This window comes from Enterobacter cloacae complex sp. EB5 (assembly GCF_031432835.1).
GTDB lineage: Bacteria > Pseudomonadota > Gammaproteobacteria > Enterobacterales > Enterobacteriaceae > Enterobacter > Enterobacter hormaechei_C.
Genome location: NZ_CP133860.1, coordinates 243,412 through 256,348, shown reverse-complemented (window position 1 = coordinate 256,348; position 12,937 = coordinate 243,412). Strand labels below are relative to the sequence as shown.

At 54.5% G+C, this 12,937-nt stretch carries 15 protein-coding genes; 14 read left to right on the top strand and 1 reads right to left on the bottom strand.

What is annotated here, in order from left to right; all coding sequences use genetic code 11:
* Positions 1–444: 444 nt before the first annotated feature.
* Positions 445–1,392, top strand: coding sequence for a 23S rRNA pseudouridine(955/2504/2580) synthase RluC (gene rluC / locus RHN82_RS01335; protein WP_047051890.1), 948 nt, complete (start codon positions 445–447; stop codon positions 1,390–1,392).
* Positions 1,393–1,475: 83 nt separating this feature from the next.
* Here rluC and RHN82_RS01330 read toward each other — a convergent pair whose 3' ends face one another.
* Complete coding sequence (locus RHN82_RS01330) at positions 1,476–2,060, bottom strand: nucleoside triphosphate pyrophosphatase (protein WP_047051892.1); 585 nt, start codon at positions 2,058–2,060, stop codon at positions 1,476–1,478.
* Between the two features lie 140 nt (positions 2,061–2,200).
* On the opposite strand from RHN82_RS01330, the gene yceD reads away from it, so the two are divergent.
* The 13 genes from yceD to RHN82_RS01265 all read left to right on the top strand — a co-directional run bounded on the left by yceD (position 2,201) and on the right by RHN82_RS01265 (position 12,797).
* On the top strand, positions 2,201–2,722 hold the full coding sequence (gene yceD / locus RHN82_RS01325; RefSeq protein ID WP_003857966.1) for a 23S rRNA accumulation protein YceD: 522 nt from the start codon (positions 2,201–2,203) through the stop codon (positions 2,720–2,722).
* Positions 2,723–2,738: 16 nt separating this feature from the next.
* Positions 2,739–2,912 carry a 50S ribosomal protein L32 gene (gene rpmF / locus RHN82_RS01320; RefSeq protein ID WP_003857964.1) on the top strand — a complete coding sequence of 58 codons (174 nt, stop codon included), beginning with the start codon at positions 2,739–2,741 and terminating at the stop codon, positions 2,910–2,912.
* An 81-nt stretch (positions 2,913–2,993) separates the two neighbouring features.
* Positions 2,994–4,028: a phosphate acyltransferase PlsX gene (gene plsX, locus RHN82_RS01315; protein ID WP_017693638.1), complete on the top strand. Its 1,035-nt coding sequence runs from the start codon at positions 2,994–2,996 to the stop codon at positions 4,026–4,028.
* A gap of 6 nt (positions 4,029–4,034) precedes the next feature.
* Positions 4,035–4,988, top strand: coding sequence for a beta-ketoacyl-ACP synthase III (locus RHN82_RS01310; RefSeq protein WP_003857960.1), 954 nt, complete (start codon positions 4,035–4,037; stop codon positions 4,986–4,988).
* Positions 4,989–5,003: 15 nt separating this feature from the next.
* Entirely contained in the window at positions 5,004–5,933 is a 930-nt protein-coding gene (fabD, locus tag RHN82_RS01305; protein ID WP_003857958.1) for an ACP S-malonyltransferase, read from the top strand.
* 12 nt (positions 5,934–5,945) lie between these two features.
* A complete protein-coding gene (gene fabG, locus RHN82_RS01300; protein WP_003857956.1) occupies positions 5,946–6,680 on the top strand; it encodes a 3-oxoacyl-ACP reductase FabG in 735 nt (244 codons plus the stop codon).
* A 154-nt stretch (positions 6,681–6,834) separates the two neighbouring features.
* The gene (gene acpP / locus RHN82_RS01295) at positions 6,835–7,071 is read left to right on the top strand and encodes an acyl carrier protein (protein WP_003857954.1); all 237 of its coding nucleotides are present in this window, start codon (positions 6,835–6,837) and stop codon (positions 7,069–7,071) included.
* A gap of 91 nt (positions 7,072–7,162) precedes the next feature.
* Entirely contained in the window at positions 7,163–8,404 is a 1,242-nt protein-coding gene (gene fabF / locus RHN82_RS01290) for a beta-ketoacyl-ACP synthase II (RefSeq protein ID WP_003857950.1), read from the top strand.
* Between the two features lie 121 nt (positions 8,405–8,525).
* Positions 8,526–9,335, top strand: coding sequence for an aminodeoxychorismate lyase (gene pabC / locus RHN82_RS01285; RefSeq protein ID WP_047051894.1), 810 nt, complete (start codon positions 8,526–8,528; stop codon positions 9,333–9,335).
* A gap of 2 nt (positions 9,336–9,337) precedes the next feature.
* Positions 9,338–10,360: a cell division protein YceG gene (gene yceG / locus RHN82_RS01280; RefSeq protein ID WP_047051896.1), complete on the top strand. Its 1,023-nt coding sequence runs from the start codon at positions 9,338–9,340 to the stop codon at positions 10,358–10,360.
* A complete protein-coding gene (gene tmk, locus RHN82_RS01275; protein WP_047051898.1) occupies positions 10,350–10,991 on the top strand; it encodes a dTMP kinase in 642 nt (213 codons plus the stop codon). Before yceG ends, tmk begins: the two co-directional genes overlap by 11 nt.
* On the top strand, positions 10,988–11,992 hold the full coding sequence (holB, locus tag RHN82_RS01270; RefSeq protein WP_047051899.1) for a DNA polymerase III subunit delta': 1,005 nt from the start codon (positions 10,988–10,990) through the stop codon (positions 11,990–11,992). Before tmk ends, holB begins: the two co-directional genes overlap by 4 nt.
* Before the next feature lie 10 nt (positions 11,993–12,002).
* Positions 12,003–12,797, top strand: coding sequence for a metal-dependent hydrolase (locus RHN82_RS01265; RefSeq protein WP_015570819.1), 795 nt, complete (start codon positions 12,003–12,005; stop codon positions 12,795–12,797).
* Positions 12,798–12,937: the final 140 nt, after the last annotated feature.

The window sequence follows — 12,937 nt, the reverse complement described above, 5'->3', positions numbered from 1 at the left end:
GCGCAGAGTGTCGGTTGCCTGTGTTTCATACGGAAACACAGCGCAATTATCAGGGGAATTGCCTGGGAAAACTCTCCAGAGAACAATCCTTATACCGGGAAGTACTGCAACCCGCAGCCCGCTAACTGCCTGAAAGATCAATACGTCTTACGCCATTGCTGCGTGGATGATCGGTCAGACAAAATTGGTCATTCCGTCGACATCCTTACAAAACCCGGATTTAACGCGGAAAACGGATTCATTATTCCACTGCTCGCCGGGTTATAGCAAGATGACTTTTACCAATTATCACCCGGTTACTCACAGTTTCTTCACTTCAACGGGGTGATTGGTTTAATAACCACCAAATCGATTGCGCGAAAGGGGAGTGGTCCGGATAAAAGTAAATATAAGCATAGAAAAATGAGTGGCGCTAATGCCTGACGCTATTTAGAATCGCCAACCATGAAAACAGAGACTCCAGCCGTAAAAATGGTTGCCATCGCCGACGATGAGGCGGGGCAACGTATCGATAATTTTTTGCGCACCCAGTTGAAGGGCGTGCCAAAAAGTATGATTTATCGCATCTTGCGTAAGGGCGAGGTGCGGGTGAACAAAAAACGCGTGAAGCCCGAGTATAAGCTCGAGGCGGGCGATGAAATCCGTATTCCGCCGGTACGTGTTGCAGAGCGTGAAGAAGAGATCGTTTCTCCGAAGCTGCAAAAAGTCGCGGCCCTGAGCGACGTTATCCTTTATGAGGACGACCACATTCTGGTGCTGAATAAACCGTCCGGAACGGCGGTGCACGGGGGGAGCGGCCTGAGCTTCGGCGTGATTGAAGGGTTACGCGCGCTGCGCCCGGAAGCCCGTTTCCTCGAACTGGTTCATCGTCTTGACCGTGATACTTCTGGCGTGCTGCTGGTGGCGAAAAAGCGTTCTGCGCTGCGTTCACTGCATGAACAGCTGCGCGAAAAAGGGATGCAGAAAGATTATCTGGCGCTGGTGCGCGGCCAGTGGCAGTCCCACGTGAAAGTGGTGCAGGCGCCGCTGCTGAAAAATATTCTGCAAAGCGGCGAGCGCATTGTTCGCGTTAATCAGGAAGGGAAACCGTCTGAGACGCGCTTTAAAGTTGAAGAGCGCTACGAATTCGCCACGCTGGTGCGCTGTAGTCCGGTGACGGGGCGTACCCACCAGATTCGCGTCCATACCCAGTTTGCGGGCCATCCGATTGCGTTTGATGACCGCTATGGCGATCGTGAATTTGATAAGCAGCTGGCGGGGACGGGGCTATCGCGTCTGTTCCTGCATGCGGCAGCGCTGAAGTTTACCCATCCTAATACCGGTGAAGTTATCCGTATTGAAGCGCCGCTGGATGAGCAGCTCAAACGCTGTCTTAAGGTTTTGCGCGGCTGATTTTGTGCCGGGTGGCGCTGCGCTTACCCGGCCTACATGTTTTTCTCCCTCTCCCTGTGGGTGAGGGCATCAGGCCGCAACGGTCACATCGTCAGCGGATTATACGCTTCTCGCCTTAACATCTGGCACAGCGCAATCAGCGGCAACCCCACTAGCGTGTTGGGATCGCGTCCATCCAGCTTATCGAACAACGCAATCCCCAGTCCTTCACTTTTAAAGCTCCCCGCACAGTTCAGCGGACGTTCCCGACGCACATAATCCATAATCTCCTGCTCGCTGAGATGACGGAAGTGCACGTCGAAGGGTTCACATTCCGTTTGCAGATGGCCTGAGGCGGAGTTGTAGAGCGCAAGACCCGTATAAAAGGTTACGATAGTGCCACGTGCTCGCATCAACTGCTGGCAGGCGTTTTCTTCCGTATGCGGTTTACCGGTGATTTCGCCATCCAGCACACAAACCTGATCGGAGCCTATAATCAGATGAGCGGGGTAACGTACGGCCAGCGACTGTGCTTTCTCTTTCGCGAGACGGGTCACCAGATGACGCGGTGACTCGCCCGGCTGTGGCGTTTCATCCACCTCCGGCGTGGCGCATTCAAACGGGATCCCGAGCTTTTCCAGCAGCATTCGGCGATAAGGTGAAGTGGAAGCAAGGACGAGATTTGGCATATTTTTATCACCAGATATAGCGTATCGATGCCAGCCATTTTAAACTACAGGCCGCAATGTGTGCGAATAATTGGCAAAAGGCAGCTCTGGTTGCCTTTTTCTTTGACTCTATGACGTTACAAAGTTAATATGCGCGCCCTATGCAAAAGGTAAAATTACCCCTGACTCTTGATCCGGTTCGTACGGCTCAAAAACGCCTCGATTACGAAGGAATCTATTCTTCCGATCAGGCTGAGCGTATTGCCGAATCTGTAGTCAGTGTGGACAGTGATGTAGAATGCTCCATGTCGTTCGCTATCGACAACCAGCGTCTCGCCGTGTTAACCGGTGATGCAAAGGTGACGGTAACGCTCGAATGTCAGCGTTGCGGGAAACCGTTTGTACAGCATGTTCACACAACGTATTGTTTTAGTCCGGTTCGTTCTGACGAACAGGCTGAAGCACTCCCGGAAGCGTATGAGCCGATTGAGGTTAACGAATTCGGTGAAATCGATCTTCTGGCGCTGGTTGAAGATGAAGTCATCCTCTCCCTGCCAGTCGTTCCGGTGCATGATTCTGAACACTGTGAAGTGTCCGAGGCGGACATGGTCTTTGGGGAACTGCCTGATGAAGCGCAAAAACCAAACCCATTTGCCGTATTAGCCAGCTTAAAGCGTAAGTAATTGAGGAGTAAGGTCCATGGCCGTACAACAGAATAAACCAACCCGTTCCAAACGTGGCATGCGTCGTTCCCATGACGCGCTGACCGCAGTTACCAGCCTGTCTGTAGACAAGACTTCTGGTGAGAAACACCTGCGTCACCACATCACCGCTGACGGTTTCTACCGCGGCCGCAAGGTTATCACTAAGTAATCACGCGTCAGCGTGATTAGGCTTAGTGAGGAACTTCCCCGTGCAAACGGGGAGTTTACCGAACCAGGCTGCGACGATACCTTGACACGTCTAACCCTGGCGTTAGATGTCATGGGGGGAGATTTTGGCCCTACCGTGACAGTGCCTGCAGCATTGCAGGCACTGAATTCTAATTCGCAACTCACACTTCTTTTAGTCGGTAATCCCGACACAATCACGCCATTACTTGCAAAAGCTGACTTTGAACAACGTTCGCGTCTGCAGATTATTCCTGCGCAGTCAGTTATTGCCAGTGATGCCCGGCCATCGCAGGCTATTCGTAATAGCCGCGGCAGCTCTATGCGAATGGCGCTGGAGCTGGTGAAAGAAGGGCGAGCGCAGGCTTGCGTCAGCGCGGGAAATACTGGCGCGCTGATGGGGCTGTCGAAATTATTGCTCAAGCCGATTGAGGGCATTGAGCGTCCGGCGCTGGTGACGGTGTTACCGCATCAGCAGAAGGGCAAAACGGTGGTGCTGGATCTGGGCGCTAACGTGGATTGTGATAGTACAATGCTGGCTCAGTTTGCCGTTATGGGGTCGGTGCTGGCAGAAGACGTGGTCGGGATTAACAATCCCCGCGTTGCGTTATTGAATATTGGTGAAGAAGAGACCAAAGGCCTGGACAGTATCCGCGACGCTGCGGAAATACTCAAACAGGTTCCCTCCATCAACTATATTGGTTATCTCGAAGCCAATGAGTTGCTGACGGGCAAAACGGATGTATTAGTGTGTGATGGCTTCACCGGAAACGTGACGTTGAAGACCATGGAAGGGGTCGTGCGAATGTTCCTTTCTCTGCTGAAATCGCAGGGAGAAGGTAAAAAAAGGTCCTGGTGGCTGATTTTATTAAAGCGTTGGTTACAAAAAAGCCTGACGCGGCGATTCAGTCACCTCAACCCCGACCAGTATAATGGCGCCTGTCTGTTAGGATTGCGCGGCATCGTGATTAAGAGTCATGGCGCCGCCAATCAGCGAGCATTTACCGTCGCGATTGAACAGGCAGTGCAGGCGGTGCAGCGACAAGTCCCTCAGAGGATTGCCGCTCGCCTGGGATCTGTATTAGCTAAAAGTGACTGAGCGTACATGTATACGAAGATTTTAGGTACCGGCAGCTACCTGCCAAAACAAGTGCGTACCAACGCCGATCTTGAAAAAATGGTAGATACGTCTGACGAGTGGATTGTCACGCGCACAGGTATCCGTGAACGTCGTATCGCCGCGCCAGACGAAACTGTGTCCACCATGGGCTACGAAGCCGCTCAGCGAGCGCTTGAGATGGCTGGCATTGATAAAGAACAGATCGGGCTTATTGTGGTGGCGACCACCTCTGCCACGCATGCCTTCCCAAGCGCAGCGTGCCAGGTGCAGAACATGCTCGGCATCAAAGGCTGCCCGGCATTTGATGTTGCAGCAGCGTGCGCGGGTTTCACCTATGCGCTGAGCATCGCCGATCAGTATGTAAAATCGGGCGCCGTAAAATATGCGCTGGTGATCGGTGCTGACGTGCTGGCGCGTACCTGCGATCCAACCGATCGCGGCACGATCATTATTTTTGGCGATGGCGCGGGCGCGGTGCTGCTGGGGCAGTCCGAAGAGCCGGGCATCATCTCCACGCACCTGCATGCCGATGGCCGCTACGGCGAGCTGTTAACGCTGCCTAACGCCGATCGCGTTAATCCGGACAGTTCGATTTACCTGACAATGGCGGGTAACGAAGTGTTTAAAGTGGCCGTGACTGAACTGGCTCACATCGTTGATGAGACGCTGGAAGCGAACAATCTGGACCGCGCCGCACTCGACTGGTTGGTACCGCATCAGGCTAACCTGCGTATTATCAGCGCGACGGCGAAGAAGCTGGGCATGTCTATGGATAACGTTGTGGTGACGCTCGATCGCCACGGCAACACCTCTGCGGCATCGGTACCGTGCGCATTTGACGAAGCGGTACGCGATGGACGAATTAAACGGGGCCAACTGGTCTTGCTTGAAGCCTTTGGTGGCGGGTTCACCTGGGGTTCCGCGCTGGTTCGTTTCTAGGATAAGGATTAAAAAATGACGCAATTTGCTTTTGTGTTCCCGGGACAGGGCTCGCAAACTGTTGGGATGTTGTCTGAAATGGCAGCAAACTATCCGGTTATTGAAGAGACTTTCCGTGAAGCTTCTGACGCGCTGGGTTATGATCTGTGGGCGCTGACCCAACAGGGCCCTGCGGAAGAGCTGAACAAAACCTGGCAGACTCAACCGGCACTGCTGGCGGCCTCCGTCGCATTGTGGCGTGTATGGCAGCAGCAGGGCGGCAAAGCGCCGACGCTGATGGCGGGTCATAGCCTCGGTGAATACTCTGCGCTGGTATGCGCGGGCGTGATTGCCTTCGCTGACGCGGTACGTCTGGTTGAATTGCGTGGTAAATTCATGCAGGAAGCGGTGCCAGAGGGCACGGGCGGCATGTCTGCCATCATCGGTCTGGATGATGCTTCTATCGCTAAAGCCTGTGAAGAATCTGCTGAAGGTCAGGTCGTTTCTCCGGTAAACTTTAACTCGCCAGGCCAGGTGGTTATCGCGGGTCATAAAGAAGCGGTTGAGCGTGCAGGCGCTGCCTGTAAAGCGGCGGGCGCAAAACGTGCACTGCCCCTGCCGGTGAGCGTGCCGTCTCACTGCGCGCTGATGAAGCCCGCTGCCGATAAGCTGGCGGTTGAGCTGGAAAAAATGACCTTTAACGCACCGACGATTTCCGTTGTGAATAACGTCGATGTGAAGTGCGAAACCGCGCCGGAGGCTATCCGTAACGCGCTGGTTCGCCAGCTCTACAGCCCGGTTCAGTGGACTAAAACCGTTGAATTTATGGCCTCTCAGGGCGTGGAACATCTGTATGAAGTCGGTCCGGGTAAAGTACTTACCGGTCTGACAAAACGTATTGTAGATACCCTGACTGCCTCGGCGATTAACGAGCCGGAAGCTATGAAAGCGGCACTCTCGCAATAAAAGAGGAATACCATGAGTTTTGAAGGAAAAATCGCCCTGGTGACCGGCGCAAGCCGCGGTATTGGGCGCGCTATTGCTGAAACACTGGTTGCGCGCGGCGCAACGGTGATCGGGACTGCGACCAGCGAGAATGGCGCACAGGCTATCAGCGACTATCTGGGTGCGAACGGTAAAGGTCTGGTACTGAATGTGACTGAACCAGCATCTATCGAATCTGTTCTGGAAAATATTCGCGCAGAGTTTGGCGAAGTGGATATTCTGGTCAATAATGCCGGGATCACGCGCGACAACCTGCTGATGCGAATGAAAGACGACGAGTGGAACGATATTATCGAAACCAACCTGTCATCTGTATTCCGTCTGTCAAAAGCGGTAATGCGCGCTATGATGAAAAAGCGTCATGGTCGTATTATCACTGTAGGTTCTGTGGTTGGTACCATGGGAAATGCTGGTCAGGCTAACTACGCTGCGGCGAAAGCAGGTCTGATCGGTTTCAGTAAGTCGCTGGCGCGTGAAGTCGCGTCCCGCGGAATTACTGTAAACGTTGTTGCTCCGGGCTTTATTGAAACGGACATGACGCGTGCGCTAACTGATGAGCAGCGTGCGGGTACGCTGGCGGCAGTTCCGGCGGGTCGTCTTGGCGACCCTAAAGAAATCGCCAGCGCGGTTGCATTTTTAGCCTCTGACGAAGCGGGTTACATCACTGGTGAAACCCTCCACGTCAACGGCGGGATGTACATGGTTTAATCACGATCGAAAATATTTGCGTTATTTGGGCAAATGGCCTCAAAATAACGTAAAATCGTGGTAAGACCTGCCGGGATTTAGTTGCAAATTTTTCAACATTTTATACACTACGAAAACCATCGCGAAAGCGAGTTTTGATAGGAAATTTAAGAGTATGAGCACTATCGAAGAACGCGTTAAGAAAATTATCGGCGAACAGCTGGGCGTTAAGCAGGAAGAAGTTGTGAACTCCGCTTCCTTTGTTGAAGACCTGGGCGCAGATTCTCTTGACACCGTTGAGCTGGTAATGGCTCTGGAAGAAGAGTTTGATACTGAGATTCCGGACGAAGAAGCTGAGAAAATCACCACCGTTCAGGCTGCCATTGATTACATCAACGGTCACCAGGCGTAAGTGAACATCTCCAGGCGGTCATTCGACCGCCTGAGTTTTATCTTTTGTTGTCCCACGAATCTCTTTTTTTATCCCTCCCTGGAGGACAAGCGTGTCTAAGCGTCGTGTAGTTGTGACCGGACTTGGCATGTTGTCTCCTGTCGGCAATACCGTAGAGTCCACCTGGAAAGCTCTCCTTGCCGGTCAGAGCGGCATCAGCCTAATCGACCATTTCGATACTAGCGCCTATGCAACGAAATTTGCTGGCTTAGTAAAGGATTTTAACTGTGAAGAGATCATCTCGCGCAAAGAACAGCGCAAGATGGATGCCTTCATTCAATATGGAATTGTCGCTGGCGTTCAGGCCATGCAGGATTCTGGCCTTGAGATTACGGAAGAGAACGCGACCCGTATCGGCGCCGCTATCGGCTCCGGGATTGGCGGTCTGGGTCTGATTGAAGAAAACCATACATCTCTGATGAATGGCGGCCCGCGTAAAATCAGCCCGTTCTTCGTTCCGTCTACGATTGTCAACATGGTGGCAGGTCACCTGACCATTATGTTCGGCCTGCGTGGCCCAAGCATCTCAATCGCGACAGCCTGTACGTCTGGCGTGCATAACATCGGCCAGGCCGCGCGTATCATTGCGTACGGCGATGCAGATGCTATGGTTGCGGGCGGCGCTGAAAAAGCCAGTACCCCACTGGGCGTCGGTGGCTTCGGTGCAGCGCGTGCGCTCTCTACCCGAAACGATAATCCTCAGGCGGCGAGCCGTCCGTGGGATAAAGACCGTGACGGCTTCGTGCTGGGTGACGGTGCAGGCATGATCGTACTGGAAGAGTACGAACACGCGAAAAAACGTGGCGCGAAAATTTATGCTGAAGTTGTTGGCTTTGGCATGAGCAGCGATGCTTATCACATGACGTCTCCTCCAGAGAACGGCGCAGGCGCTGCGCTGGCGATGGAAAACGCCATCCGTGATGCGGGCATTACGCCAGCACAGATTGGCTACGTTAACGCGCACGGGACGTCTACCCCTGCGGGCGATAAAGCAGAAGCGCAGGCTGTTAAGTCTATCTTCGGCGAATCTGCCAGCCGTGTGCTCGTGAGCTCCACGAAATCCATGACCGGTCACCTGCTGGGTGCTGCGGGGGCAGTAGAGTCAATCTACTCTATTCTCGCGCTGCGCGATCAGGCTGTACCGCCAACCATCAACCTGGATAATCCGGATGAAGGTTGCGATCTGGACTTCGTTCCTCACGAAGCGCGCCAGGTTAGCGGTATGGAGTATACCCTGTGTAACTCCTTCGGCTTCGGTGGGACTAACGGTTCTCTGATCTTCAAAAAGGTCTGAGTCTGGTTAGTCGCTGACGATAAAAAAAGGTCCGCTTGCCGGGCCTTTTTTATTAGGTGAAATCCCCTTGTCCGGCTGCCCACATCCTGCCAGACTGAGCCTCCACGCATAAGGAGCCACCATGTTTTTAATTAATGGCCTTGAGCAAGAAACGCTGCCGGCCAGCGACAGGGCGACCCAGTTTGGCGATGGCTGTTTCACGACTGCGCGTATTCTCGACGGTGGCGTGTGCCTGCTCGGGGCCCATATCCTTCGTTTACAAAAAGCCTGCGAAACATTACTGATCCCCTTCTCGCAGTGGGACATTCTTGAAAGTGAAATGCGTCGGCTGGCGGCAGATAAGGCAAGCGGCGTCCTGAAAGTCATTATCAGCCGCGGGAGCGGTGGCCGGGGTTATAGCGGATCTGCCTGTCTGCATCCTACGCGGATCCTTTCCGTTTCAGATTATCCTTCCCATTATGCGCACTGGCGTGAAGAGGGCGTTGCCCTGGCGCTAAGCCCGGTACGTCTGGGGCGAAACCCGATGCTCGCGGGTATAAAACATCTCAACCGCCTTGAACAGGTGCTTATTCGTACTCATCTTGAGCAGACGGAGGCCGGGGAGGCGCTGGTTCTTGACAGCGAAGGGTACATTACGGAATGCTGTGCGGCTAATTTACTCTGGCGGAAGGGCAGTGACGTGTTCACGCCTTCGCTGGAGCAGGCCGGCGTCAACGGCATTATGCGGCAGTTTTGTCTGCACCAGCTGGCACGCGCAGGCTTTCGCGTTGTCGAAGTCAACGCTAAGGAAGAGGCGCTGCTGGCTGCCGATGAAGTCGTTATCTGCAATGCGCTGATGCCCGTTGTCCCCGTTCGCGCTTATGGCCGCAAATGCTGGTCATCCCGCGAGCTGTTCCAGTTTCTGGCCCCGTTATGTGAGCAAACCAGGTAGTCATGAAGAAAATGTTACGCTTTGTCCTCCTTCTTATCGTTGCGTTCGGTATCGCTGGCGGAGCGGGAGTGTGGAAAGTCCGTCAGCTGGCGGAGAGTAAGATCCTGATTAAAGACGAGACGATTTTTACCCTGAAAGCGGGGACCGGGCGGCAGGCGCTTGGTCAGCAGCTGTATGACGACAAAATTATCAATCGCCCACGCGTATTCCAGTGGCTGCTGCGTATTGAACCGGACCTGTCACATTTCAAGGCCGGTACCTATCGCTTTACCCCTGGCATGACCGTGCGCGAGATGCTGCAACTGCTGGAGAGTGGTAAAGAAGCCCAGTTCCCGCTGCGTTTTGTGGAAGGTATGCGTCTGAGCGATTACCTCAGGCAGCTGCGTGACGCGCCGTATATCAAGCATACGCTGAAAGATGACCGCTACCAGACCGTGGCAGACGCCTTAAAATTCGAACATCCCGAGTGGGTGGAAGGCTGGTTCTGGCCCGATACGTGGATGTATACGGCAGGCACGACGGATGTGGCCATTCTGAAGCGCGCGCATAACAAAATGGTCGCGGCGGTAGACGCTGCCTGGAAAGGGCGAGCAGAAGGCCTGCCTTATAAAGATCAAAACCAGTTCATGACGATGGCCTCGATCATCGAGAAAGAGACGGCCGTGGCTGCTGAACGTGACCAGGTTGCCTCGGTGTTTATTAACCGTCTGCGCATCGGCATGCGTTTGCAAACCGATCCTACCGTCATCTACGGCATGGGCGAAAACTACAACGGCAGGATTTCCAGAAAAGATCTGGAGACGCCAACGGCGTATAATACCTACGTGATTAGCGGCCTGCCGCCTGGACCGATTGCGACGCCGAGTGAAGCATCGTTGAAGGCCGCCGCGCACCCGGCCAAAACGCCGTATCTCTATTTTGTGGCTGACGGAAAAGGGGGGCATACCTTTAATACCAACCTGGCCAGCCATAATCGCTCCGTTCAGGACTATCTGAAGGCACTTAAGGAAAAAAATGCGCAGTAAATACATTGTCATTGAGGGACTCGAAGGGGCGGGCAAAACCACCGCCCGTAACGTGGTGGTGGATACGCTTACGTCGCTTGGCGTCGCCGACATGGTCTTTACCCGCGAGCCGGGCGGTACGCAGCTGGCGGAAAAACTGCGCAGCCTGGTTCTGGATATCAAATCCGTTGGTGATGAAGTGATTACCGACAAAGCGGAAGTGCTGATGTTCTATGCGGCGCGCATTCAGCTGGTGGAGACGGTGATCAAACCCGCTCTGGCAGAAGGGAAATGGGTGATTGGCGATCGCCACGATCTCTCAACCCAGGCGTATCAGGGCGGTGGCCGGGGTATCGACCAGACCATGCTGGCTACGCTTCGCGACGCGGTTCTGGGCGATTTCCGTCCTGACCTGACGCTGTATCTGGACGTGACCCCTGAGGTGGGCCTGAAGCGCGCCCGTGCCCGCGGCGAACTGGACCGCATTGAACAGGAGTCTTTTGATTTCTTTGACCGCACCCGTGCGCGTTATCTGGAACTGGCCGGGCAGGACAAGACCATTCGTACCATCGATGCGACGCAATCCCTTGAAGACGTTACGCGTGACATTCAGCAGACCGTTACGCAGTGGCTACAGGAGCAGCAGGCATGAAATGGTATCCATGGTTGCGCCCACACTTTGAACAGCTGATCGGCAGCTATCAGGTTGGTCGGGGGCATCATGCGTTACTGATCCAGGCGCTGCCGGGAATGGGTGATGATGCGTTGATTTACGCCATCACCCGCTTTCTGATGTGCCAACAGCCGGAAGGCCATAAAAGCTGCGGTAAGTGCCGGGGTTGCCAGCTCATGCAGGCGGGCACGCATCCTGACTATTACACCCTCGAACCCGAGAAGGGCAAAAATACGCTTGGTATCGACGCGGTGCGTGAGGTCAGTGAGAAACTGTACGAATATGCGCGTCTGGGCGGGGCGAAAGTGGTGTGGCTGAAAGACGCCGCGCTGCTCACGGAAGCCGCCGCCAACGCCCTGTTAAAAACCCTGGAAGAGCCGCCAGAGAATACCTGGTTTTTCCTCTCCTGCCGCGAGCCGGAACGCTTGCTGGCGACGCTACGCAGTCGCTGCCGCCTTCACCACCTTGCTGTCCCTCAGGAATCCTGGGCGCTCACCTGGCTTGAGCGAGAAGTGACGGTGTCACAAGACGCGGCGCGCTCGGCGTTGCGGCTGTGCAGCGGTGCGCCTGCGGCTGCGCTGGCCTTATTGCAGCCGGAGGTGTGGTCCCAGCGTGAAACGCTGTGTCGTGCGGTTGAATCAGCCCTCGACAGCCATGACTGGCTGAGCGTGCTGCCAGCGCTGAACAGCGATCAGGCACCGGAACGGCTGCACTGGCTGGCCGCACTGCTGCTGGATGCGCTCAAAATCCAGCAGGGGGCGACGCTTCTGACTAACCCTGACGCGTGGACGCTGGTCACCACGCTGGCGAATCGCCTTTCAGGGCAGTCGCTGCACGCTATCCTTCATGATATCTGCCAGAGTCGTGAACAACTATTGACAGTGACCGGTCTCAATCGCGAGCTTTTACTGACCGACCAGTTACTGCGTATCGAACACTACCTGCAACCGGGCGTCATACCGCCGGTTTCCCACCTCTGAGAGAGACATTATGTTTTTAGTCGACTCACACTGCCATCTCGATGGCCTGGATTATCAATCCCTGCATAAAAATGTGGACGACGTGCTGGCGAAAGCCGCCGCGCGCGATGTGAAATTTTGCCTGGCCGTGGCGACCACGCTGCCGGGTTACCGCTCCATGCGTGAACTGGTAGGCGAGCGCGATAATGTCGTCTTCTCCTGCGGCGTGCATCCGCTGAATCAGGATGAAGCGTACGATGTTGAGGATTTACGCCGTCTTGCCGCAGAAGAGGGCGTAGTGGCGATGGGCGAGACCGGCCTGGACTATTTCTACACCCCGGAAACGAAACCTCGCCAGCAGGAATCCTTCCGCAACCACATCCGTATTGGCCGTGAGCTGAATAAGCCGGTTATTGTTCATACCCGCGATGCGCGCGCCGACACGCTGGCGATCCTGCGGGAAGAAAAGGTGACGGATTGCGGTGGCGTACTACACTGTTTCACAGAAGACAGAGAAACGGCGGGTAAGCTGCTTGATTTAGGCTTTTATATCTCGTTTTCGGGGATCGTCACGTTCCGCAATGCCGAGCAACTGCGTGATGCGGCGCGCTATGTTCCGCTGGATCGTATTCTGGTGGAAACCGATTCCCCGTACCTGGCACCGGTGCCTCATCGCGGCAAAGAGAATCAGCCGGCGATGACCCGGGATGTCGCTGAGTATATGGCCGTTCTGAAAGGTGTCAGTATTGAAGAGCTGGCTCGCGTGACAACGGAAAACTTCGCCAGCCTGTTCCATATCGACCCCGCCCGCCTGCAATCTGTCTGATACACCTGTTATTTTTAGGCTCGTAATTAATACGTAAAACGAGTAAAGTTCACCGCCTCATTTGGGGCGGTGATGGCGTTTTTAGACACATCCAGACATGCTTTATGTAAATATCTGCAAGTTTTTTGGCCGTCTTGAAC

What these genes read in the sequence shown, in the direction of transcription:
- RHN82_RS01310 (WP_003857960.1), top strand. Translation starts at nt 4,035, where the DNA reads ATGTATACGAAGATTTTAGGTACCGGCAGCTACCTGCCAAAACAAGTG.
- RHN82_RS01330 (WP_047051892.1), bottom strand. Translation starts at nt 2,060, where the DNA reads ATGCCAAATCTCGTCCTTGCTTCCACTTCACCTTATCGCCGAATGCTG.
- tmk (WP_047051898.1), top strand. Translation starts at nt 10,350, where the DNA reads ATGCGCAGTAAATACATTGTCATTGAGGGACTCGAAGGGGCGGGCAAA.
- yceD (WP_003857966.1), top strand. Translation starts at nt 2,201, where the DNA reads ATGCAAAAGGTAAAATTACCCCTGACTCTTGATCCGGTTCGTACGGCT.
- fabG (WP_003857956.1), top strand. Translation starts at nt 5,946, where the DNA reads ATGAGTTTTGAAGGAAAAATCGCCCTGGTGACCGGCGCAAGCCGCGGT.
- holB (WP_047051899.1), top strand. Translation starts at nt 10,988, where the DNA reads ATGAAATGGTATCCATGGTTGCGCCCACACTTTGAACAGCTGATCGGC.
- rluC (WP_047051890.1), top strand. Translation starts at nt 445, where the DNA reads ATGAAAACAGAGACTCCAGCCGTAAAAATGGTTGCCATCGCCGACGAT.
- acpP (WP_003857954.1), top strand. Translation starts at nt 6,835, where the DNA reads ATGAGCACTATCGAAGAACGCGTTAAGAAAATTATCGGCGAACAGCTG.
- pabC (WP_047051894.1), top strand. Translation starts at nt 8,526, where the DNA reads ATGTTTTTAATTAATGGCCTTGAGCAAGAAACGCTGCCGGCCAGCGAC.
- RHN82_RS01265 (WP_015570819.1), top strand. Translation starts at nt 12,003, where the DNA reads ATGTTTTTAGTCGACTCACACTGCCATCTCGATGGCCTGGATTATCAA.
- yceG (WP_047051896.1), top strand. Translation starts at nt 9,338, where the DNA reads ATGAAGAAAATGTTACGCTTTGTCCTCCTTCTTATCGTTGCGTTCGGT.
- fabD (WP_003857958.1), top strand. Translation starts at nt 5,004, where the DNA reads ATGACGCAATTTGCTTTTGTGTTCCCGGGACAGGGCTCGCAAACTGTT.
- rpmF (WP_003857964.1), top strand. Translation starts at nt 2,739, where the DNA reads ATGGCCGTACAACAGAATAAACCAACCCGTTCCAAACGTGGCATGCGT.